We start from the raw sequence: 23,128 nt of genomic DNA on the forward strand, positions 1-23,128 counted from the left end.
CCTGACCGCCAAATGACCATGGCTTAAACGCTTAGCGGAAAGGCGGCTCGTCGAAGCTGCGCAGTTTGCGCGAGTGCAGGGAGTTGAGCTCGCTACGCATCAGGTCCACCGCTTCGATGCCGATCTTCAGATGCTGGCTGACCGCACGCTCATAAAAGGCGTTGGCCGCGCCCGGCAACTTGATTTCACTGTGCAATGGCTTGTCCGACACACACAGCAAGGTGCCGTACGGCACCCGCAGGCGATACCCCTGGGCGGCGATGGTGCCGCTTTCCATGTCCACCGCCACGGCCCGGGACAGGTTGATCAGCGGGCGTTCCTCGGCCCAACGCAATTCCCAGTTGCGGTCGTCGTAAGTCAGCACGGTGCCGGTGCGCAGGCGTTTCTTCAGTTGTTCGCCCTTTTCCCCGGTGACATTGGCCGCCGCCTGCTGCAACGCCAGCTGGACTTCAGCCAGGGCCGGAATCGGAATGTTCGGCGGCACCACGCGGTCGAGAATGCCATCGCGACGCATATAAGCGTGGGCCAACACGTAGTCGCCAATGGTCTGGGACTGCCGCAGGCCGCCGCAGTGGCCGATCATCAGCCAGCAATGCGGACGCAGCACCGCCAGGTGGTCGGTGATGTTCTTGGCGTTGGACGGGCCGACACCGATATTCACCAGGGTAACGCCGTGGCCATCGCTGGCCTGCAAATGGTAGGCCGGCATCTGGTAGCGGTGCCAGACCACGCCAGCGGCGATGGCCGAGGCCTCGCCGTGATCCATGCTTTTCTCGATGATCACGTTGCCCGGCAGGACCATGCGCACAAAGCGCGGATCGCTGCGCAACTGCTCCAGGCCATGAACGATGAACTGGTCCACATAGCGGTGATAGTTGGTCAGCAGGATCCACGGCTGCACATGACGCCAGTCGCTACCGGTGTAGTGCACCAGGCGCCGCAGGGAGAAATCCACTCGCGCGGCATCGAACAGCGCCAGGGGCAACGGATGGGTATTTTCCCAATCGTAGAGGCCATCGGCGATGCCGTCGGTGGCGGCCGACAGGTCGGTACTCGGGAACACCCGCGCCAGCGCCGCAGCGGTCACGCCGGAACCTGCCAGCTCGTCGCCCTGCTCCACGACATAGGGATAAGGAATGTTCTGCTCACTGACGCCCACTTCCACCGTCACGGTGAAATCGTGCATCAACGGCACCAATTGTTCGAGCAGGTAATTACGGAAGGCTGCAGGATGGGTCACGGTGACACTGTAGGTGCCCGGCAACTGAACCTTGGCATAGGCCCTTGTGGTCTGTGGGACTTCGCCGTGGCAGTGGTAGGTCAGGCGCAACTCAGGGTAGCGAAACAGTGCTCGTTGCTCGGCATCCGGCTCGACCCGATCCTTGAGATAACGCTTGAGCGCCTGGCTCAGCGCCGTAGTGGCCCGCTCATGCAGGGCGGCAAGCCGGTCCACGGCTTGCTCGGCGGTTTGAACGACAATAAAAGCTTCGGTCACGATAAGCATCCTGTGTTCTGAACTTGCAGGCGTTCATCTTGCCTGCAAGACCGTCCCACGGGAACAGCGTAATCACCGCAGGCGCCGGGAAGCCGGCGCCCGGGGAGGGTTAGAAGCCCTGAGGGGTGGAGCGGGCGACAATGGCTGCCACGTCCAGGCCACGCGGCAAGGTGCCGTAGACCCGCCCGCCCTGGCCGCCCAGGCGGCTGGCGATAAAGGCGTCGCTGACCACCTGGTTGCCGGCTTCCAGCAAGAGCTTGGCCTGCAGGCCCAGGGCAATGTCCTCGGTGAGTTGACGAGCACGGTATTGAATGTCGCCGGTGTCCTTGAAGCTCTCCTTCAGCCCGTTGATATGGGCGGCCAGGCGCTTGTCGCCGTGGCCATCACCCAATTCGGCGAACAAGGCGTCCAGCACGCCCGGCTCCTTCGACAAGGCTCGCAGCACATCCAGGCATTGCACGTTGCCGGAGCCTTCCCAGGTGGAGTTCACCGGCGCTTCGCGGTACAGCCGTGGCAGGATGCTGTCCTCGACGTAACCGGCACCGCCCATGCACTCCGCCGCCTCGTTGATCATCGCCGGGGCCCGCTTGCAGATCCAGTACTTGCCCACCGCCGTCACCAGCCGGGAAAACTTCGCCTCCTGGGCATCGTCCAGATGATCCAGGGCCCGCCCCATGCGCAGGCTCAGGGCCAGGGCTGCTTCGCTTTCCAGGGCCAGGTCGGCCAGCACGTTCTGCATCAGGGGTTGCTCGCTGAGCACCCGCCCGCCTACGGTGCGATGGGCACAGTGATGGCTGGCCTGGGTCAGGGCCTGGCGCATCAGGGAGCTGGAGCCGACCATGCAATCGAAACGGGTCATGGCCACCATCTCGATAATGGTCGGCACGCCGCGGCCTTCCTCGCCAATCATCCAGGCCAGGGCACCGCGGAACTCCACTTCGCTGGAAGCGTTGGAAAGGTTGCCGAGCTTGTTCTTCAGGCGCTGGATATAGAACTGGTTGCGCGTGTCATCGGGACGGTGCCGGGGCAGGAGGAAGCAGGTCAGGCCCTTGTCGGTCTGGGCCAGGGTCAGGAAGGCATCGCACATCGGCGCCGAACAGAACCATTTGTGACCCACCAGCTCGTACGCCTGCCCGGGGCCGCCAGCCCCCACCGGGTAGGCCCGGGTGGTGTTGGCACGCACATCGGTGCCGCCCTGTTTCTCGGTCATGGCCATGCCGATGGTCAGCCCGGCCTTGTGTTGCATGCCGACATTGCGCGGGTCGTACCGGGTGGCAAGGATCTTGGGCAGCCACTGGTCGGCGATATCAGGTTGCAGCTTCAAGGCCGGTACACAGGCGAAGGTCATGGTCAGCGGGCATCCGCTGCCGGCCTCGGCCTGGCTGTGCAGATAGGTCATGGAGGCGCGGGCAACGTGAGCCCCCGCTTGCGGATCGGTCCAGGGCAGCGAAGTCAGGCCGGCTTCGATCGCCGCCTGCATCAATTGGTGATAGGCGGGATGAAACTCCACCAGATCGATCCGGTGGCCAAAGCGGTCGTGGCTGGAAAATACCGGTTTGTTCTGATTGGCCAGGAACCCCGCCTCCATCAACGGACCACCGGCCAGGGCGCCATAGGCGTCGACCCGCGACTCGGCCCAACCGGCATCGAAACGGCGCATCCATTGCTGCAGCGGCAGGTCGATCCGATAGAGATTGGCGCCGTCCAAAGCTGGCGGCTGGTTGGTGACTTCGTGGGTTTCAGCGAACTGGTGGAGGTTCATCGCGGGGCTCCTTCAGGGTGTGCCAAGACCCCAGTTAAGCACCGCCCCCACCCCGAAAAAAGTGGCATACCTGCCTAAATGTCGGCGCTTTCGCCCTGCTCAACGGAGAGCACATATCTCGACAACGCCGTTTGCAAGGCCTCGAATTTCACCGGTTTAGCCAGATAGTCGGAGCCAGCCCCCGCCGGGCAGCCCTCTTTGCCGGGCACGCAGGCCAGCAGGATGGGCAATTGGGAATAGCCGGGCAGCGCCTGGGCCTGCAAGCGAAACGCCCCCAGTTGCGCCGTGGACATCTCGCCATCGATCAACACCGCACTGACCAGCTCACGCCCGAGCAATTGCAGGGCATCAGTAGGGCTACCGGCGGTGCGCACCTGGTAGCCCAGCTTGAGCAGCATGCCCCTGACCACCAACTGATTGACGTCGTTGTCGTCCACCAGCAGCACGGTACAGTCCCGGGGCAAGCGTCGCGCCACTGCCGCCGGCGAGCGCGGGGCGGGCTCCTGGGCGTCGAACTCCACCAGCAGGCGGAAACAACTGCCCCGGCCGGGTGTGGATTCGTGGGTCAATTGCCCGCCCAGCAACTCCACCAACTGCCGACAGATCGCCAGGCCGATACCCAGCCCGCCATATTCGCGGGTCATGGAGCCATCGAGCTGGAAGAAACGCTGATACAGGGTCGCTTCATCCAGGTTGACGAAGCCAATACCGCTGTCGATTACTTCGAAACTCAGACTGACCCGCTGCGCCGACACGGAACGCGTGAGCACCCGCAGCACCACGCTGCCCGAAGGGGTGAACTTGATGGCATTGTCCAGCAGGCACTCCAGGCAGTGGCTGAGTTTGCAGCGGTCGCCCTGCAAGCGATCGGGCAGCCCGGCGCTCAAGTCGATCTGGAAAGCCAGCGACTTGGCGGCGGCACTGGCGCCGTATTGGGTCTGCAGTGTCGTCAGCAGGGAGCGCAGGCTGAACGGCTGACGCTGGGCACTGAGCTTACCGGCCTGCAGCTCGGTCAGGGTCAGAATGCCGTTGACCATGCGCATCATGTCCCGCGCCGAGCCGGCCGCTGTCTGCTGGTATTGCTCCAGCTCCGGATCCAGTTCCAGGGTCTGCATCAGTTCCAGGGAGCCGATGACGCCGTTCATCGGGGTCCGCAGCTCATGGGTCAGGGTGGCCAGGAATTCGTCCTTGAGCCGGTTGCTGTGGGCCAGTTGCTGGTTCAGCACTTCAAGCTTCTGCCCGGCCTCAAGCAGAGTCTGGGCCTGTTGCTCGCGCATCGAATTGATCCGGTCGGCCAGAGCCAGGGACAGCAGCGCCACCTCGATCGCCGAGCCGATCTGGCTGGCGTACATGGTCAGGAATACGTTCGGCAGGTAACCCAGCACCATCAAGGTGTTGATCACCCCTCCAAACAAAAAGGCCGACCAGGCGATGATGAAATAGCGTGCCACGCGCAGGCCTCGACACCAGGCGACAATCCCGGCCACGTAGATCACCACGGTGAACACTAGGGCCAGGGTGGTGGCCAGGCGCAATGCCAGGGCATAACTGGTCATCAGTGAAAGCGCCATGACCAGCGCGCCAAAGGCCATCAAGGCCAGGAGTACACGGTCGACCCAGGGGCTGTGGCGGGAAGTCTGCAGGAAGCTGCGGGCGAACTGGCTGCCGAACACACCTGCCGAACCGATGAAGAACGGTGTCGCGGCATTGGCCCACCAGGGGCTGTCGGGCCAGAAGTACTCCACTGCGGCGCCATTGACCGACAGCTGATAGAGACCGAAGGAAGCGATATAGACGATGTAGTAGAGGTAGCTGGTGTCCCGCACGCTGAGGTAGATGAACAGGTTGTACACCAGCATCCCCAGCAGCACGCCATAAATCAGCCCGAGCACATACAACCGCACCGGCTGGGCTTCCAGGTAAGCACTGCTGGACCAAAGGCTCACCGGCGCCTGGATCGAGCCTTCGCTGGCCAGCCGCAGGTAGATGGTCTTGTGCTCGTGGGGAGAAAAATTCAGGTTGAACAGGTAATTGTTCTGACGAATCTCTCGACTGTCGAAGGGCAAGGCATCCCCGGTACGACCCGCCAGGCGATAACCACCAGACTCGTCAGGGACGTACAGTTCAAGATGGTCCAGAGGCGGATAGGCCAACTCCAGCAACCAACTGCGTTGTGCGCTCGGGTTGGCAGGGCGATAGTCGAGGTCGATCTTCAGCCAGAACGCCGAGCGCGAATAACCGGCGTTGAGGGTGTCTTTGTCGTGGGGTTTGAGTTGTTCAGCCAGAGGCCCCGAGCTGACATCGGCAATGGTCGCCTCACCCCCCGCGTCTTCGAGTACTTGCATCACTCGGCCCAAGGGCAGGCGTTGAGTGAACTCGTCGAACTCGGCGGCGCCAGCCAGCATCGGCAAGCTCAACAGCAACATCAGCAAATAGTGCATAAAGCCCCAGCGTGGCTTGTCCGGTGGTGTCAGGAAGTCCCCCATTTCCCTTGAGCAGACGTAGAACCGGCATGACCTGTTATTGATTTGAATCCACTCTAGCATAGCCGCTGATGGCCATTGAACACCATTGTAAGTTTTAGTCTAAAGGCTCTAGAACGGGGCTTTCAGCGCAATCCAGCGGGCTAGAGCTGTTGCTTCGGTCAAGTGGGCTGGCCGGCGCCAGATCGCCCCCCTCTTATATGTCGAGCACCGCGAAAAAAAACGTTTGGTGGTAAGCTCGCCGCCCATGAATATCTACAGCTCTCGCCCCGTTGTCCTCTGTCTCTCCGGCCACGACCCCAGTGGTGGCGCCGGCCTGCAGGCAGATATCGAAGCCCTGCTGGCTCAGGGTTGTCATGCAGCTCCGGCTGTCACCGCGTTGACCGTGCAGGACACGGTCAATGTCAGCGACTTCCGCGTTCTGGATCGCGAGTGGGTATTGGCCCAGGCCAATGCCGTGCTCAACGACTCCACGGTAGCGGCGGTCAAGCTGGGCATGCTCGGTTCCCTGGAAATGGTCGACACCGTGGTCGAGCTGCTCCAGGCCCACCCGCACCTGCCAGTGGTCTGCGATCCGGTGTTGCGCGCCGGCGGCGGTGGCCGGCTGGGCAAGGATGAAGTCGGCTACGCCATGCGCGAGCGCCTCCTGCCCCTGGCAACCATTGCCACCCCCAACCTTCCCGAAGCCCGAATTCTCGCGGAACTGCCTGAAGGCAGCGCCGACCAATGCGCCGAAAAACTCCTGCCCTTCGTCAAGCATTTGCTGATCACCGGCGGCCACGGCGATGAACACGAAGTCCACAATCGCCTGTACAGCCGTGACGGCCTGCGCGAAACCTATACCTGCCAGCGCTTGCCGGGCAGCTACCACGGCTCCGGCTGCACCCTGGCCAGCGCACTGGCCGGCCGCCTGGCCCAAGGTGAACACTTGGCCAGTGCGGTGAAGTCCGCCCTGGATTACACCTGGCGCACCCTACGCGATGCCGAACAGCTTGGCCGTGGCCAGTTCGTTCCGCGCCGTTTGCCGCTGGATTTCTGCTCGTAATGTCATGAGGCCTGCTCAATGAAACTACGTGGTCTGTACGCCATCACCGACAGCCAACTGTTGGCCGGCAAGTTTCTGAAGTACGTGGAGGCGGCGCTGGAAGGCGGTGTCACGCTGTTGCAGTACCGCGACAAAAGCGACGACCAGGCCCGCCGACTGCGGGAAGCCGAAACCCTGCTGACCTTGTGCGAGCGCTACAAGACCCGTTTGATCATCAACGATGATGCCGAGCTGGCGGCGCGTATCGGTGCCGGCGTGCACCTGGGCCAGACTGACGGCCCATTGACTCCGGCCCGAGCCTTGCTGGGCCGCCAGGCGATCATCGGTGCCACCTGCCACAGCCAGTTGCCACTGGCCGAGCAAGCTGCCAAGGAAGGCGCCAGCTATGTCGCCTTCGGCCGCTTCTTCAATTCCACCACCAAGCCCGGCGCGCCTGCGGCCAGCCTGGAGCTGCTGGACCAGGCCCGGGCCAGCCTGCACCTGCCGATCTGCGTGATCGGCGGCATCACCCTGGACAACGCCGCACCATTGGTGAACCACGGCGCCGACCTGCTGGCGGTGGTCCACGGCCTGTTCGGCGCCGAGAGCGCCGAGGAAGTGACCCGCCGCGCCCGCGCCTTCAACGCCTTATTCAACAGCTGATTTTTGAGAGCCCGATCATGTCTCGTTCCGAAACCCTGTTTGCCAACGCCCAGAAACACATCCCGGGTGGCGTCAATTCGCCTGTCCGCGCCTTCAAGAGCGTGGGCGGCACCCCGCTGTTCTTCAAACACGCAGAAGGTGCCTACGTCACCGACGAAGACGACAAGCGCTATGTCGACTACGTTGGCTCCTGGGGCCCGATGATTCTTGGCCACAGCCACCCTGATGTCCTGGACGCCGTGCGCAAGCAACTGGAACACGGCCTGTCCTACGGCGCCCCGACCGCCATGGAAACCGAAATGGCCGACCTGGTGTGCTCCATCGTGCCGTCGATGGAAATGGTGCGCATGGTCAGTTCGGGCACCGAAGCCACCATGAGTGCCATTCGCCTGGCACGAGGCTTCACCGGCCGGGACAGCATCATCAAGTTCGAAGGCTGCTACCACGGCCACTCCGACAGCCTGCTGGTAAAGGCTGGCTCCGGCGCCCTGACCCAAGGCGTGCCGAGCTCCGCCGGTGTGCCCGCGGCTTTCGCCAAGCACACCCTGACCCTGCCCTTCAACGACATTGTGGCGGTGGAAAAAATGCTCGCCGAAGTAGGCCAGGAAGTGGCCTGCATCATCGTTGAACCAGTGGCCGGCAACATGAACTGCGTACCGCCGGCACCGGGTTTCCTCGAAGGCCTGCGTCGCCTCTGCGATCAGCACGGCGTAGTGCTGATCTTCGACGAAGTGATGACCGGTTTCCGTGTTGCCCTCGGTGGCGCTCAGGCCCATTACGGCGTGACACCCGACCTGTCGACCTTCGGCAAGATCATCGGCGGCGGCATGCCGGTAGGCTGCTTCGGCGGCAAGCGCAAGATCATGGAACATATCGCGCCCCTGGGCCCGGTCTACCAGGCCGGCACCCTGTCCGGCAACCCGCTGGCCATGGCCGCTGGCCTGACCACTCTGCGCCTGATCAGCCGCCCGGGCTTCCACGCCGAACTGAGCGACTACACCAGCCGTCTGCTCGAAGGCCTGCAACAACGCGCCGATGCAGCAGGCATTCCGTTCGTCACCACCCAGGCTGGCGGCATGTTCGGCCTGTACTTCAGCGGTGCCGATGACATCGTCACCTTCGACGATGTGATGGCCAGCGACGCCAACCTGTTCAAGCGCTTCTTCCACCTGATGCTGGAAGGCGGCGTGTACCTGGCGCCGAGTGCCTTCGAAGCCGGCTTCACCTCCATCGCCCACGGCGAGGCCGAGTTGCAGCTGACGCTGGATGCGGCAGAGCGGGCATTCGCCGCCCTGAAGTAAGCGCTGGACGGCGGGCGTGTGAAACATCACGCCCGTTGTAGTCTTTACTTGAATTTTCTCCAGCGAAACCTGGAAATGCTGATGAATCCTTGGGATATAGCGCCCACGCAGCAGAAAAACGAGTAAAGACTTTGTAAGGTGGGCCCTGCTTATTTCATAATGCGCGCTTATTGGGCCCCACGCTGGGCCCCGCGCCCCTCAGAGGTAAGTCGATTCCCATGAACCGCACCGGCCGCGCCCTGACACTGGGCTGCCTGTTGCTCCTTCAGCCCCTGCTCGCGCATGCACAAGCAGGTGGCAACTCGTTGTTGATCCCGGCGCTGGGTCGCTGCACCCTCGATCCCCAGGCTCAGGACCAGGCCGAGGCCCTCACCGCCTGCCAGAAGGCCGCCGACGAGGGGGATGCCGAGGCGCAATACGAGTTGGGTGAGTTCTACTACGAGGGCAAAGGTGCGCCGCAAGATTTCAATCAAGCCCTGACCTACTTCGAAAAGGCCTCCTTGCAAGGCCATGCCCAGGCGCAATTCAAGCTGGGCACCATGTTCTTCCACGGCGAAGGCGTGCCGGCCAATAACGTCCAGGCTTACATCGTGCTGAAGATGGCTGCGGTCAATGGCGCCGAAGACGCCCTGGACACCGCCGACGAAGTCGCCGAGCACATGCAGCGCGACGAACTGGAAGTAGCGACCCAGGTGCTGGGACAGATTTTCCGCAAATACCTGATGGAACTGCAGAGCGCCGATGGGCGTTCACCCTTCTCGCCCCTGCCGTAGGCATTTGCGCCTCAGTCGCCGGTGAGCCGGCTTCCACACAAACAACCGCCCTCCCGGAAAGACGGAATCGGCCAGGCTTATTTTTCCGGCATCGGCATCGGGAACGGCATGACGTTGCTCACCCCGCGGGCCTCGCTGATCTTCGGCGTACCCAGGCGCTCGACTTCATCGATGCGCACGATCGAGTGCATCGGCACAAAGCTGCGCACTACACCTTCGAACTGGGCCTTGAGCTTCTCCTCGCTCGGGTCAACGACCACTTGCGTGCGCTCGCCAAAGACGAACTCTTCCACTTCCAGGAAACCCCACAGATCACTCTGATAGATCTGCTTGGCGTACATTTCGAACACCTGGCCCTGGTTGAGGAAAATCACCTTGTAGATTGGAGCTTCACGTTTGGTCATGGCGGGCGGGTAACACATCGGGGGACAAAAATAGGGCGCGAACTATAGCATAGCTACCCGATGCACAACCCTAGGAACCTGTGGGCATGGCCCCTATAATGCGCGGTTCTTTGAATCACGTGATGATCCCGTCCATGGCCAAGAAGCTTTACATCGAAACCCACGGTTGCCAGATGAACGAGTACGACAGCTCGCGCATGGTGGACCTGCTGGGCGAACATCAGGCCCTGGAAGTCACCGCACGCGCCGAAGATGCGGACGTCATCCTGCTCAACACCTGCTCCATTCGCGAACGCGCCCAGGACCGGGTGTACTCCCAGCTCGGGCGCTGGCGTGAGCTCAAGCTGGCCAATCCCGACATGGTGATCGCCGTAGGCGGCTGCGTGGCCAGCCAGGAAGGCGCGGCCATCCGCGACCGCGCACCCTATGTGGACGTGGTCTTCGGCCCGCAGACCCTGCACCGCCTGCCGGAAATGATCGACGTCGCGCGCATCACCAAATTGCCGCAGGTCGACGTCTCGTTCCCGGAAATCGAAAAGTTCGACCACCTGCCCGAGCCCCGGATCGATGGCCCGAGCGCCTATGTCTCGGTGATGGAAGGCTGCAGCAAGTACTGCACCTTCTGCGTCGTGCCCTACACCCGCGGCGAAGAAGTCAGCCGGCCCTTCGACGATGTGATCGCCGAGATCATCCACCTGGCGGAAAACGGCGTCCGCGAGGTGACCCTGCTGGGCCAGAACGTCAATGGCTATCGCGGCCAAACCCACGACGGGCGCATCGCCGACCTGGCCGAATTGATTCGTGTGGTTGCCGCGATCGATGGCATCGAGCGAATCCGCTACACCACCTCACATCCGCTGGAGTTCTCCGACAGCCTGATCCAGGCGCATGCCGAAGTACCAGAACTGGTGAAGCACCTGCACCTGCCGGTGCAATCCGGCTCGGACCGGATCCTCGCGGCCATGAAGCGCAATCACACCGCCCTGGAGTACAAGTCCAAGCTGCGCAAGCTCAGGGCGGCTGTTCCGGGAATCTGCATCAGTTCGGACTTTATCGTCGGCTTCCCAGGCGAGACGGAGAAGGATTTCCAGCAGACCATGAAACTGATCGAAGACGTCGGTTTCGACTTCTCCTACTCCTTCGTCTACAGCCAACGGCCGGGAACACCGGCCGCCGACCTGGCCGACGAAACACCGGAGGCGGTGAAAAAGGAACGGCTCAACGCCTTGCAGCACCGCCTCAACCAGCAAGGTTTTGAAATCAGCCGACAAATGGTCGGCTCTACCCAGCGCATCCTGGTGACCGACTACTCGAAGAAAGACCCGGGCGAACTGCAGGGACGGACCGAGAACAACCGCATCGTCAACTTCCGCTGTGACAATCCCACACTGATCGGCCAGTTCGCCGACGTGTACATCGACTCGGCGCAGCCTCACTCGCTGCGCGGCTCCCTGCTGCAATAACCTGGCAGGGAAAAGCCCCAGCAGCCCTTGCTCCGCATAAGAGCTTTCGCACCCAGGCTGCTGGCGTTATCCTTGAATTCATCTTAATTGCCGTTGGGCGGCTAAAAACGACCTTGAACGCACCCATAGAACCTCATCGTTTCATCCTCGAGCCCTTCGAGGCTCGCCGCTTCGCCAATCTGTGCGGGCAATTCGACGAGCATCTGCGCTTGATCGAACAGCGCCTGACGATCGAGATCCGCAACCGCGGCAATCAGTTCGAACTGATCGGCGAACCCAAGCAAACCACCTCCGCGGAAAACCTTCTGCGCCGTCTCTACCGGGAAACCAAGGGCACCGAGCTGTCGCCGGACTTGGTCCACCTGTTCTTGCAGGAGTCTGCCGTGCAAGAGCTGGACAACCCTTCGGTAGCCGATGCCGCCGTGGCCCTGCGCACCAAGAAAGGCATGATTCGCCCCCGCGGCCTGAATCAGCAGCGCTACGTCAAAGAGATCCTCGGCAACGACATCAACTTCGGCATTGGCCCGGCCGGTACCGGCAAGACCTACCTGGCCGTGGCCTGCGCCGTGGACGCCCTGGAACGCGAGCAGGTGCGACGCATCCTGCTGGTGCGCCCGGCGGTAGAAGCCGGCGAAAAGCTCGGTTTCCTGCCCGGCGACCTGGCCCAGAAGATCGACCCCTACCTGCGCCCGCTGTACGACGCCCTGTATGAAATGCTCGGCTTCGAACACGTGGCCAAGCTCATCGAACGCCAGGTCATCGAGATCGCGCCCCTGGCCTACATGCGCGGCCGCACCTTGAACAACAGCTTCATCATCCTCGATGAGAGCCAGAACACCACCGTGGAACAGATGAAGATGTTCCTGACACGGATCGGTTTCGGCTCCACTGCGGTGATCACCGGCGACATCACCCAGGTCGACCTGCCCAAGGGCACCAAGTCCGGCCTGGCCCATGTGATCAACGTACTCAAGGATGTGCCTGGTATCAGCTTCACTCACTTCATGCCCAAGGACGTGGTGCGCCATCCGCTGGTGCAACGCATCGTCGAAGCCTACGAGCGCTTCGAACTGCACGCTGCCGACGAGGCCGCCAAGGCTGCCGCAGACCGAGGCAACCGCCACGATGCTTGAGCTTGACCTGCAGCGCGCCAGCCAACAGCCGGCCCCCAGCGATGAACAGTTCCGCCAGTGGTGCGAGCTGGCCCTGCGCCAGCGCACCGCCGATTCGGAACTGACCATCCGCCTGGTGGACGAAGCAGAAGGGCGTGAGCTGAACCACACCTGGCGTCATAAAGATTACGCCACCAATGTGCTGTCATTTCCTGCCGATGTACCGGATGAGCTGCTGGATATCCCATTGCTGGGGGACCTGGTGATCTGCATTGCGGTGGTCGAGCGCGAAGCGGCTGAACAAGGCAAAGAACTTCAGGCCCACTGGGCCCATCTGGTGATTCACGGCTGCTTGCATCTGTTGGGCTACGACCATATAGATGACGACGAAGCCGAAGAAATGGAAGCGCTGGAACGAACGTTGCTTGCAGAACTGGGCCATCCGGACCCTTATGCAGACGACGAAAGCTGATCAACAACCCCCTGTAACAACCAAGGATTCAGAGCAATCGCTATGAGCGAAGATCGATCGAGCAACGGGCAAAAGTCATGGCTGGGCAAACTGACCCAGGCTTTTGCCCATGAGCCGAAAAACCGCCAGGAGCTGCTGGAGCTGCTGCGCGAAGCCCATCAGAACAAGTTGCTGGACAGCGAAGCGCTGGCCATCGTCGAAGGCGCCATCCAGGTCGCTGACCTGCAAGTCCGGGACATCATGGTTCCGCGCTCGCAAATGATCAGCATCAAGGCGACCCAGACCCCTCGGGAGTTCCTGCCCGCAGTCATCGATTCGGCGCACTCGCGCTACCCGGTGATCGGCGAAAGCCATGACGACGTGATGGGCGTCCTGCTGGCCAAGGACCTGCTGCCGCTGATCCTCAAGGAGAACGGTGACAGCTTCAACATCAAGGACCTGCTGCGCCCGGCGACCTTCGTCCCCGAGTCCAAGCGCCTGAACGTGCTGCTGCGCGAGTTCCGCGCCAACCACAACCACATGGCCATCGTCATCGACGAGTACGGCGGCGTGGCGGGCCTGGTGACCATCGAAGACGTGCTGGAACAGATCGTCGGCGACATCGAGGACGAACATGACGTCGAGGAAGACAGCTACATCAAGCCACTGCCCAGCGGCGACTTCCTGATCAAGGCGCTGACGCCCATCGAGAACTTCAACGAGTTTTTCGACAGCGACTTTTCCGACGACGAATTCGACACCGTAGGCGGCCTGGTCATGAGTGCGTTCGGCCACTTGCCAAAACGCAACGAAATCACTGAAATCGGCGCCTATCGCTTTCGCGTGCTCAACGCCGACAGCCGGCGGATTCATCTGCTGCGCCTGACCCCCATTTCCCGCTGAGGAAACGGGTCATCTGCCCTCCCCCGCACCGCGATATCGTCTTGAGGCCACTTGCCTGGCCTCAGGCGATACAGGGCGGGGACGCATCGGCCGAGCAGCGCTGCGTGACTCGACGCTCATCTGAAACAACCCAACCATTCTCCTCGTGCCTCGCGCGGTACGACACAGGAAAGAGCTGATGAAACGCCTCTTGCAGCGCTCAACCCGCCCCGGCTGGCCCGGCAACCTGCTGGCCGTGATCGCCGGCGCCATCACCACCCTGGCCCTGGCCCCCTACAACATCTGGCCTCTGGCGCTGCTGGCAGTCGGCCTGTTCTACGCCGGGCTGCGCGAGCTGACACCGCGCCAGGCCCTGGGCCGCGGCTGGTGCTTCGGCTTCGGCCTGTTCGGGGCTGGCACCAGTTGGATCTACGTCAGCATTCACACCTATGGCGGCGCCTCGGCCCTGCTTGCCGGCCTGCTGATGCTGGCCTTCATCGCCGCCATCGCCTGGTTTTTCGCACTGCCTGCCTGGCTCTGGGCCCGCTGGTTGCGACGCAATGAAGCGCCGCTGGCGGACGCCCTGGCATTCGCGGCCCTGTGGCTGGGCCAGGAAGCCTTTCGCGGCTGGTTCCTCACCGGTTTTCCCTGGCTGTATTCCGGCTACAGCCAGCTTGACGGCCCACTGGCCGGGCTTGCGCCGCTGGGCGGCATCTGGCTGATCTCCTTCTCCCTGGCCCTCACCGCAGCGCTGCTCTACAACCTGCCGCGACTGATCAAGGCCGGGCGCAAAGCCTTCATCGTTGCGGGCGTGCTCCTGTTGGCAGCCCCCTGGGTCGTGGGCCTGGCCCTGAAAGGCCATGCCTGGACCAGCCCGGCCGGAGAGCCGCTATCGGTCGCCGCCATCCAGGGCAATATCGAACAGAGCATGAAGTGGGACCCGGCCGAGCTCAACGCCCAGCTGGCGCTGTATCGCGACATGAGTTTTCGCAGCAAGCGCGTAGACCTGCTGGTCTGGCCGGAAACCGCAGTACCGGTGCTCAAGGAGTCGGCCGAAGGCTACCTGACGATGATGGGCAACTTTGCCGCCGACCGTCATTCCGCGCTAATTACCGGCGTTCCGGTGCGCCAACTGGTACGCCATGAAAAACGCTACTTCAACGGCATCACCGTGACCGGCGAAGGGGACGGCACCTACCTCAAGCAGAAGCTGGTGCCTTTTGGCGAGTACGTGCCCCTGCAGGAAGTGCTGCGCGGCCTGATCGACTTCTTCAACCTGCCGATGTCGGACTTCGCCCGCGGCCCGGCCGACCAGCCGCTGCTGCAGGCCAAGGGCTATCAGATAGCGCCGTTCATCTGCTACGAAGTGGTCTACCCCGAATTCGCCGCCAGCCTTTCGGCCCGTAGCGACCTGCTACTGACCATCAGCAATGACACCTGGTTCGGCACTTCCATCGGCCCCCTGCAACACTTGCAGATGGCGCAGATGCGCGCCCTGGAAGCCGGGCGCTGGATGATTCGCGCGACCAACAACGGCGTCACCGGGCTGATCGATCCGTTCGGCAGGATCACGGTACAGATTCCCCAGTTCGAACGCGGCATTCTGTACGGCGAGGTCGTGCCCATGCACAACCTGACGCCGTATCTGCAATGGCGCTCCTGGCCGCTGGTGGTGCTCTGCACCCTGCTGTTTGGCTGGGCCTTGCTGGCCAGCCGTATTGCCAAGACCGTTTGAGGGCCCTCACTGGCAATCCGGCTCCCGAGAGAGCCGGATTGCCATCAGCGATAGAACAACCGGTAGCCCAATTGGCCCATTGCCTCATTGAGCAACTGCCCGCTCTGCCAGATCGACTTGAACTCAGGCATCCAACCTCCGAGCGGACGGGCGTTATCCATTCCCAGGAACCCCACTGGCGCAGGCACCACTTCAAACCCGGCGTGCTCGAAACTCCACACCGAGCGGGGCATGTGCCAGGCCTGGGTCACCACCACCACACGCTTGATCCCCAATGGCAGCAGGACTTCGGCGCTGAACTGCGCGTTTTCCCAGGTAGTGCGGCTGCGGCCTTCCTGCCAGCGCACCGTCACGCCAAAGTCATCGAGCAGGGATTGCGCCATCAACGCAGCCTCGGTGGGCGGCGTACCGTAATGCAAGCCGCCGCTGGTCAGCACCGGCAGCCCGGAGGCCTTGGCCAGGCGCGCGGCATAGCGTTCGCGCTCCAGGCCCACGCCGGTGGGCTGATCGGAGCCCCACGCCGGATCGCCCCGCTCCCGCCCCGAACCCAGCACCACAATCACATCCGCCTGCTCGGCCAGGCTCGCCCATTGGCTTTGCGGCAAGGGCGGCAGGCGCTCCAGACCGCGCGCCCCCCACTCCACCATGACCGGCAGACTCATCAACCAGAAACCACCCAGCCCCAAGGCAAAACACCAACCTGCCAGCCGTGGCCGGGAACGGCGCAAGCCCCAAGCAAGCAGCAGCAACAGCAATAGAATGCCGGGCGGCAGCAGCAACTGTTTGATGAAATAGCGAAAAGGCATCGAGCATCTCCAACAAGATGCCCGAAGCCTAAAGGGGATACCTGTCCGGCAACAACCAATGCCTGGTATTTTTGCTCCCGAGGTCCTCGGCCGCGACCTCGCTCGACCCGATAAGGGGCCCTGGGACCTACTTGAACTGCTGAGATCGGACTTTCACCGATGCCTTGACGGGTGCCTGATCCTTCAGCCAAATGATCTTGGCCGAACGAGGCACCTCCTGGTGTTGCAGACTGCCCATTGGATTGATCTGCATTTCACGTTGATGGCGGGCCAGATAGGCCCTGATCAATTCAAACTCCGCCCGGCTCAAACCCCGCAGCTCCAGCTCGATAGGCCGCTCATTGCGCAGTCGATCCGCCGTTTTTGCCGCATCCAGGGCCAGAGCCAGTCGATTGAGGAGCCTTTCATACACCTCCGGTTCTGTTGCTTTTCGCTGCGATTCAAGCATCCGTTCACCTCATCGAAGATAAGACTCACTCCCCTTTTTGAGCTTAGTCGGACAGCCGAAAGCGACGCGCCGCCGCGACCAACGGCCCGCCCGAGCAATCAGGGTTTCCCTCGGCAGAGTGCGGTCATGTATGCTACGGCGCTTCCTGTAACTCCACTTCCAGCTCCATCGGGCACTGAAAAACGCCGCATTTGGCGTCATCGCCACCCGAAGTTGCGTTGAAGAGGATTAGGCCACCCCTATTCAGTACAAAAGTAGCCATGCACGAACACTATCAGCCCCGTGAAATCGAAGCCGCCGCCCAGTCGTTCTGGGACGAGCAAAAGTCCTTTGAAGTCAGTGAACAGCCAGGCAAGGAAACTTACTACTGCCTATCGATGTTCCCTTACCCCAGCGGCAAGCTACACATGGGGCACGTGCGCAACTACACCATCGGCGACGTGATCTCCCGCTACCAGCGCATGCAAGGCAAGAACGTTCTGCAACCCATGGGTTGGGACGCCTTCGGCATGCCGGCGGAAAACGCCGCGATGAAAAACAACGTGGCTCCCGCCAAGTGGACCTACGAAAACATCGCCTACATGAAGACCCAGTTGCGCAGCCTGGGCCTGGCGGTGGACTGGTCCCGCGAGGTCACCACCTGCAAGCCGGACTACTACCGCTGGGAACAGTGGCTGTTCACCCGTCTGTTCGAAAAAGGCGTGATCTACCGCAAGAACGGCACTGTGAACTGGGACCCCATCGACCAGACCGTGCTGGCCAACGAACAGGTGATCGACGGCCGCGGCTGGCGTTCCGGCGCGCTGATCGAAAAGCGCGAAATTCCGATGTACTACTTCAAGATCACCGCCTACGCGGATGAACTGCTGGAGAGCCTCGACGAACTGCCGGGCTGGCCCGAGCAGGTCAAGACCATGCAACGCAACTGGATCGGCAAATCCCGTGGCATGGAAGTGCAATTTCCCTACGACCAGGCCTCCATCGGCGAAGCCGGGACACTGAAAGTCTTCACCACCCGTCCAGACACCCTGATGGGCGCGACCTACGTTGCCGTGGCAGCCGAGCACCCGCTGGCCACCCTGGCAGCAAAGGACAACCCCGAGCTGCAGGCCTTCATCGCCGAATGCAAGGGTGGCAGCGTCGCCGAAGCCGACATGGCGACCCAGGAAAAGAAAGGCCTGCCGACTTCGCTGTTCGTCGAGCACCCGTTGACCGGTGAAAAACTCCCGGTCTGGGTCGCCAACTACGTGCTCATGCACTACGGCGACGGCGCAGTCATGGCGGTACCGGCCCACGATGAGCGCGACTTCGAGTTCGCCACCAAGTACAACCTGCCGATCAAGGCCGTGGTACGCACCAGCGCTGGCGATGAAACTCCGGCGCCCTGGCAGGACGCTTACGGCGAGCATGGCGAGCTGATCAACTCCGGCGAGTTCAACGGCCTGGACTTCCCTGGCGCGTTCGATGCCATCGAAGTGGCGCTGCTGAAGAAGAACCTCGGCCAATCGCGCACCCAGTTCCGCCTGCGGGACTGGGGCATCAGCCGCCAGCGCTACTGGGGCTGCCCGATCCCGATCATCCACTGCGACAGCTGCGGCGATGTACCCGTCCCGCAAGAGCAGTTACCGGTGGTATTGCCGGAAGACGTGGTTCCCGATGGCGCCGGTTCGCCACTGGCGCGCATGCCCGAGTTCTACGAGTGCAACTGCCCGAAATGCGGAGCACCTGCCAAGCGTGAAACCGACACCATGGACACCTTCGTCGAGTCCTCGTGGTACTACGCCCGTTACGCCTCGCCGCACTATGAAGGCGGCCTGGTAGATCCGGCCGCGGCCAACCACTGGTTGCCGGTGGATCAGTACATCGGCGGTATCGAACACGCCATCCTGCACCTGCTCTACGCGCGCTTCTTCCACAAGCTGATGCGTGACGAAGGCCTGGTGAGTTCCAACGAGCCGTTCAAGAACCTGCTCACCCAGGGCATGGTGATTGCCGAGACCTACTACCGTCGCGAAGCCAATGGCAGCTACACCTGGTACAACCCGGCGGATGTCGAGCTGGAGCGTGACAGCAAGGCCAAGATCATTGGCGCCAAACTCATCTCCGACGGCCTGCCGGTGGAGATCGGTGGCACCGAGAAGATGGCCAAGTCGAAGAACAACGGTGTAGACCCGCAATCGATGATCGAACAATACGGCGCCGATACCTGCCGCCTGTTCATGATGTTCGCCTCGCCGCCCGACATGAGCCTGGAATGGTCCGACTCCGGCGTTGAAGGTGCGCACCGCTTCCTCAAGCGCGTCTGGCGCCTGGCCCAGGCCCACGTCAGCCAGGGGCTGCCGGGGGCTCTGGATGTAGCGACCCTGAGCGACGAGCAGAAAGCCATTCGCCGTGCAATCCACCTGGCCATCAAGCAGGCCAGCCAGGACGTAGGCCAGCATCACAAATTCAACACCGCCATCGCCCAGGTGATGACTCTGATGAACGTCCTGGAAAAAGCGCCGCAAGGCAGCGAACAGGACCGTGCACTGCTGCAGGAAGGCTTGCAGACCGTAGCCCTGTTGCTCGCCCCGATCACTCCGCATATCAGCCATGAGCTGTGGGGCCAACTGGGTCAAAGCGGCGCGATCATCGATGCCGGCTGGCCAGCATTGGACGAAAGCGCGCTGGTGCAGGACAGCCTGCAACTGGTGATCCAGGTCAACGGCAAACTGCGTGGCCAGATCGAGATGCCAGCCAGCGCCAGCCGTGAAGAAGTCGAAGCGGCCGCTCGCAGCAACGAGAACGTACTGCGCTTCACCGAAGGCCTTACGATTCGCAAGGTCATCGTGGTGCCGGGCAAACTGGTCAACATCGTCGCCAGCTAATTGGATCAGGCGCCCGGTCCGCGATCGGGCGCCGAATAAAACCTCCAGGGCCACAAGGTTGGCCCATCTGGTTTCAAGGGGAGCAATACATGATCAAACGTAATCTGCTGGTGATGGGCCTGGCCGTGCTGCTGAGCGCCTGTGGCTTCCAGCTGCGCGGCACTGGAACTCAGGAGCTGACCATCAAGGAACTGGACCTGAGCGCCCGGGACGCCTACGGCACCACCATCAAGATGCTCAAGCAACAGCTGGAAAGCAGCGGTGTGCGAGTCCATGCCGGCGCACCTTACAAGCTGGTGCTGCTGAGCGAGGAGAACTCCCAGCGTACCCTCAGCTACACCGGCGGTGGCAACTCGGCCGAGTACGAGATCGGCACCACCCTCAAGTACGAGATCCTGACTCACGACAACCTGCACCTGCTGGACGACAAACTGGAAGTGCAGAAAGTCTTCCTGCACGACGGCAACAACATCACCGGTTCCGACCAGGAGTCTTCCGAGACCCGCAAGGAAATGCGTCGCGACCTGATCCAGCGCATGCTGATCCGCCTGCAATTGCTGACCCCGGAACAGCTTGCCCAACTGCAGGCGACCGCCGAAGCCAAGGCCAAGGCAGAAGCCGACGCCCTGGAAGCCGCACGCAAGGCTGAGGCGGAAACCCCGCGACAGTCCCCTATGGAACTGCCGAACCAGTAAGCCATGCGGGGCGCTCCGGCGCCCCCCTGGCACCCGCCTATGAAACTAGCCCCCGCCCAACTCGGCAAACACCTGCAAGGCTCTCTCGCGCCGATCTACGTGATCAGCGGCGATGATCCACTGCTTTGCCAGGAAGCCGCCGACGCCATTCGCTCTGCCGTACGCCAGCAGGGGTTCGATGAGCGCCAGGTATTCAGCGCCGACGCCAGTTTCGACTGGGGCACCCTGCTGCAAGCAGGCGCCAGCATGTCGCTGTTCGCCGAAAAACGCCTGCTGGAATTGCGCCTGCCCTCGGGCAAGCCTGGTGACAAGGGCGCAGCAGCGCTGATCGAATACTGTTCGCGGCCTGCCGAAGACACAGTGCTGTTGATCAGCCTGCCCAAACTCGATGGCAGCGCGCAGAAAACCAAATGGGGCAAGGCGCTGGTCGAGGGTGCCCAGACTCAGTTCGTACAGATCTGGCCGGTGGATGCCAACCAGCTGCCGCAGTGGATTCGCCAGCGCCTGTCCCAGGCCGGCTTGTCCGCCAGCCAGGATGCCGTCGAATTGATCGCCGCCCGGGTCGAAGGCAACCTGCTGGCTGCCGCCCAGGAAATCGAGAAGCTCAAGCTGATGGCCGAGGGTGGCCAGATCACCGTCGAAACGGTCCAGGCGGCGGTGGCCGACAGTGCCCGCTTCGACGTATTCGGCCTGGTGGACGCCATCCTCAATGGTGAAGCGGCCCATGCCCTGCGCATGCTGGAAGGCTTGCGCGGCGAAGGCGTGGAACCACCGGTGATTCTCTGGGCACTGTCCCGGGAACTGCGCCTGCTGGCCAACCTGGCCCTGCAGTTCAGCCAGGGCGTGCCATTGGACAAGGTCTTCAGCCAGGCTCGCCCGCCCGTCTGGGACAAACGCAAACCCCTGATGAGCAAAGCCCTGCAGCGCTACTCCGCACAACGCTGGGGCCAACTGCTGCTCGATGCCCAGCGCATTGATGCGCAGATCAAGGGACAGGCCAGTGGCTCGCCCTGGAGCAGCCTGAGCCGCTTATCGCTGCTGATGGCCGGCCAGCGCCTGGCGCTTGCGGCCGAGTAAAGCGGCCACCCCGTCACGCTTACAATTTTCTGTATCCATGATGCTGGACAGCGGCCCGACTCTGGCCGATGATCTGCGCCGCAACACCTCCCTCCCAAAGTGAGTATTGAGCATGAGCAAGCCATCCAAGCATGGCCCCAACAAGGCCAAATCCATCGTCGCCCAGCCACTGTTCCGCAGCCGTCAGGAACGCCCGGCCAAGGGCAAAGGCAGCTACCGCCGCGAAGCCTTCCAGTCTAAAAGCTGGGAGGCTTCTTACTTTCTGGCTGCCTGAAGCCCAGAACCCCGCCGGCATGATAAGGTCTGCACCTGATTGTTATTCTCTCTGGACCCGTGCATGCCCTTTTGTCTTTCCCGTCGTTGGCACATGCGCCAACTGATCGCTGCCTCCAGCCTTATTCTGCTAGTCGCCTGCGCGGAAAAACCCACCGCCGCCGACGCCCAGCCACTGCCCAGCCTCCAGGCAGCCCCTCTTGCCGCACCTGCCACTGTCGCGCCCCTGACCGTCGACAACCTGGATATCCAGCCCACCCAGACCTTTGACCAATGGTTGAACGCCTTCCGTGCCGAAGCCTTGGGCGCCGGTATCCGTGCCGAAGTATTTGATCGCGCCTTTGCCGGTGTGACCCCGGACATGAGCGTGATCAAGGCCGACCGCAGCCAGCCCGAGTTCAGCCGCCCAGTATGGGAATACCTGGAGGGGGCGCTGTCCCCGGTCCGGGTACGCAAGGGCCAGGCGCTGCTGGTGCAGTACAGCGACATCCTGCAACGGATTGAACAGCGCTATGGCGTCGACCGCCAGGCATTGGTGGCGGTGTGGGGCATGGAAAGCAATTTCGGCGACTTCCAGGGCAACAAATCGGTCATTCGCTCCCTGGCCACCCTGGCCTATGAAGGTCGGCGCCCGGCGTTTGCCAACAGCCAATTGATCGCTGCGCTGCAGATCATCCAGCATGGCGATATACAGCCCGAGAAAATGCTCGGCTCCTGGGCCGGAGCCATGGGCCAGACCCAGTTCATTCCCACCACCTATAACACCCACGCCGTGGACTTCGACGGCGATGGCCGCCGGGATATCTGGAACAGCCCGGCCGATGCATTGGCCTCCACCGCGCACTATCTGCAGAGTTCCGGCTGGCAGCAGGGACAGCCCTGGGGTCTTGAAGTACAGCTCAATAGTGGTTTCGATTACGCCCTGGCCGACGCCTCCACCCGCAAGGCCGTGGGCGAATGGATGCGCCTGGGCATGACTCCTGCCAATGGCAAGGCCCTGCCTTACGGCTCAGAGCACCTGTCGGCCTCACTGCTCTTGCCAGCGGGTTACCGCGGCCCGGCGTTCCTGATCCTGGACAACTTCCGGGCAGTGCTCAAATACAACAACTCCTCCTCCTATGCCCTGGCGGTGAACCTGCTCTCCGAACGCTTCGGCGGAGCCGGCCAGATCAGCGGCAGCTGGCCCAAGGACGACCTGCCCCTGAGCCGCTCCGAGCGCATCGAGCTACAGACACTGCTCAGTGCCAACAGCTATGACGCCGGTAATCCCGACGGTATCATCGGCGCCAACACCCGCAAGGCCATTCGCAATGCCCAACAGGCACTGGGCTGGCCGGCGGATGGCTATCCGACCCACAAGCTGCTGGAAAGCCTGCGCAATCGTTAGGAGCCGGTCCGGCCCAGGGGAAACACT

General features: G+C 62.4%; 20 protein-coding genes. 14 read left to right on the plus strand and 6 right to left on the minus strand.

What is annotated here, in order from left to right:
- Window positions 1-31: 31 nt before the first annotated feature.
- The 3 genes from amn to ABCR88_RS28770 all read right to left on the minus strand — a co-directional run bounded on the left by amn (window position 32) and on the right by ABCR88_RS28770 (window position 5,698).
- Complete coding sequence (amn, locus tag ABCR88_RS28760) at window positions 32-1,504, minus strand: AMP nucleosidase (protein ID WP_015637154.1); 1,473 nt, start codon at window positions 1,502-1,504, stop codon at window positions 32-34.
- A 100-nt stretch (window positions 1,505-1,604) separates the two neighbouring features.
- Complete coding sequence (locus ABCR88_RS28765; protein WP_041119997.1) at window positions 1,605-3,257, minus strand: acyl-CoA dehydrogenase family protein; 1,653 nt, start codon at window positions 3,255-3,257, stop codon at window positions 1,605-1,607.
- A gap of 74 nt (window positions 3,258-3,331) precedes the next feature.
- Entirely contained in the window at window positions 3,332-5,698 is a 2,367-nt protein-coding gene (locus tag ABCR88_RS28770; protein WP_350023269.1) for a 7TM diverse intracellular signaling domain-containing protein, read from the minus strand.
- 289 nt (window positions 5,699-5,987) lie between these two features.
- Between ABCR88_RS28770 and ABCR88_RS28775 the strand changes: the two genes are divergently transcribed.
- The 4 genes from ABCR88_RS28775 to ABCR88_RS28790 all read left to right on the plus strand — a co-directional run bounded on the left by ABCR88_RS28775 (window position 5,988) and on the right by ABCR88_RS28790 (window position 9,501).
- Window positions 5,988-6,785, plus strand: coding sequence for a hydroxymethylpyrimidine/phosphomethylpyrimidine kinase (locus tag ABCR88_RS28775; protein WP_011063645.1), 798 nt, complete (start codon window positions 5,988-5,990; stop codon window positions 6,783-6,785).
- A gap of 18 nt (window positions 6,786-6,803) precedes the next feature.
- Window positions 6,804-7,427, plus strand: a complete 624-nt coding sequence (thiE, locus tag ABCR88_RS28780; protein ID WP_236186403.1) for a thiamine phosphate synthase — start codon at window positions 6,804-6,806, stop codon at window positions 7,425-7,427.
- Between the two features lie 17 nt (window positions 7,428-7,444).
- Window positions 7,445-8,728: a glutamate-1-semialdehyde 2,1-aminomutase gene (gene hemL / locus ABCR88_RS28785; RefSeq protein WP_337155247.1), complete on the plus strand. Its 1,284-nt coding sequence runs from the start codon at window positions 7,445-7,447 to the stop codon at window positions 8,726-8,728.
- A 218-nt stretch (window positions 8,729-8,946) separates the two neighbouring features.
- Window positions 8,947-9,501 (plus strand): tetratricopeptide repeat protein, encoded by a 555-nt coding sequence (locus tag ABCR88_RS28790; RefSeq protein ID WP_350023270.1) that lies wholly within the window; start codon window positions 8,947-8,949, stop codon window positions 9,499-9,501.
- 77 nt (window positions 9,502-9,578) lie between these two features.
- Here ABCR88_RS28790 and ABCR88_RS28795 read toward each other — a convergent pair whose 3' ends face one another.
- The gene (locus ABCR88_RS28795; protein WP_007927079.1) at window positions 9,579-9,905 is read right to left on the minus strand and encodes a DUF1820 family protein; all 327 of its coding nucleotides are present in this window, start codon (window positions 9,903-9,905) and stop codon (window positions 9,579-9,581) included.
- A 134-nt stretch (window positions 9,906-10,039) separates the two neighbouring features.
- Between ABCR88_RS28795 and miaB the strand changes: the two genes are divergently transcribed.
- The 5 genes from miaB to lnt all read left to right on the plus strand — a co-directional run bounded on the left by miaB (window position 10,040) and on the right by lnt (window position 15,548).
- On the plus strand, window positions 10,040-11,368 hold the full coding sequence (miaB, locus tag ABCR88_RS28800) for a tRNA (N6-isopentenyl adenosine(37)-C2)-methylthiotransferase MiaB (RefSeq protein WP_232644560.1): 1,329 nt from the start codon (window positions 10,040-10,042) through the stop codon (window positions 11,366-11,368).
- 113 nt (window positions 11,369-11,481) lie between these two features.
- Window positions 11,482-12,501 carry a PhoH family protein gene (locus ABCR88_RS28805; RefSeq protein ID WP_011063651.1) on the plus strand — a complete coding sequence of 340 codons (1,020 nt, stop codon included), beginning with the start codon at window positions 11,482-11,484 and terminating at the stop codon, window positions 12,499-12,501.
- The gene (gene ybeY / locus ABCR88_RS28810; RefSeq protein ID WP_011063652.1) at window positions 12,494-12,952 is read left to right on the plus strand and encodes an rRNA maturation RNase YbeY; all 459 of its coding nucleotides are present in this window, start codon (window positions 12,494-12,496) and stop codon (window positions 12,950-12,952) included. Before ABCR88_RS28805 ends, ybeY begins: the two co-directional genes overlap by 8 nt.
- 42 nt (window positions 12,953-12,994) lie before the next feature.
- A complete protein-coding gene (locus ABCR88_RS28815; protein ID WP_011063653.1) occupies window positions 12,995-13,834 on the plus strand; it encodes an HlyC/CorC family transporter in 840 nt (279 codons plus the stop codon).
- A gap of 190 nt (window positions 13,835-14,024) precedes the next feature.
- Window positions 14,025-15,548 carry an apolipoprotein N-acyltransferase gene (gene lnt, locus ABCR88_RS28820; RefSeq protein WP_053160199.1) on the plus strand — a complete coding sequence of 508 codons (1,524 nt, stop codon included), beginning with the start codon at window positions 14,025-14,027 and terminating at the stop codon, window positions 15,546-15,548.
- 44 nt (window positions 15,549-15,592) lie between these two features.
- On the opposite strand, the gene ABCR88_RS28825 is transcribed toward lnt, so the two are convergent.
- Complete coding sequence (locus ABCR88_RS28825; RefSeq protein WP_015637160.1) at window positions 15,593-16,354, minus strand: YdcF family protein; 762 nt, start codon at window positions 16,352-16,354, stop codon at window positions 15,593-15,595.
- Window positions 16,355-16,481: 127 nt separating this feature from the next.
- Entirely contained in the window at window positions 16,482-16,802 is a 321-nt protein-coding gene (locus tag ABCR88_RS28830; RefSeq protein ID WP_011063656.1) for a hypothetical protein, read from the minus strand.
- 260 nt (window positions 16,803-17,062) lie between these two features.
- Here ABCR88_RS28830 and leuS point away from each other — a divergent pair, with 260 nt between their 5' ends.
- The 5 genes from leuS to ABCR88_RS28855 all read left to right on the plus strand — a co-directional run bounded on the left by leuS (window position 17,063) and on the right by ABCR88_RS28855 (window position 23,101).
- Window positions 17,063-19,669 (plus strand): leucine--tRNA ligase, encoded by a 2,607-nt coding sequence (leuS, locus tag ABCR88_RS28835; RefSeq protein WP_041119999.1) that lies wholly within the window; start codon window positions 17,063-17,065, stop codon window positions 19,667-19,669.
- Window positions 19,670-19,758: 89 nt separating this feature from the next.
- Complete coding sequence (lptE, locus tag ABCR88_RS28840) at window positions 19,759-20,364, plus strand: LPS assembly lipoprotein LptE (RefSeq protein WP_041120000.1); 606 nt, start codon at window positions 19,759-19,761, stop codon at window positions 20,362-20,364.
- A 39-nt stretch (window positions 20,365-20,403) separates the two neighbouring features.
- Window positions 20,404-21,441, plus strand: coding sequence for a DNA polymerase III subunit delta (gene holA / locus ABCR88_RS28845; protein WP_053160160.1), 1,038 nt, complete (start codon window positions 20,404-20,406; stop codon window positions 21,439-21,441).
- 112 nt (window positions 21,442-21,553) lie between these two features.
- Complete coding sequence (gene arfA, locus ABCR88_RS28850; protein ID WP_015637164.1) at window positions 21,554-21,715, plus strand: alternative ribosome rescue factor ArfA; 162 nt, start codon at window positions 21,554-21,556, stop codon at window positions 21,713-21,715.
- A 63-nt stretch (window positions 21,716-21,778) separates the two neighbouring features.
- Entirely contained in the window at window positions 21,779-23,101 is a 1,323-nt protein-coding gene (locus tag ABCR88_RS28855; protein ID WP_337155259.1) for a lytic murein transglycosylase, read from the plus strand.
- Window positions 23,102-23,128: the final 27 nt, after the last annotated feature.

Origin of the sequence: Pseudomonas sp. W17 (assembly GCF_040268305.1) — a bacterium.
In the GTDB taxonomy this organism is placed as follows: Bacteria; Pseudomonadota; Gammaproteobacteria; order Pseudomonadales; family Pseudomonadaceae; genus Aquipseudomonas; species Aquipseudomonas protegens.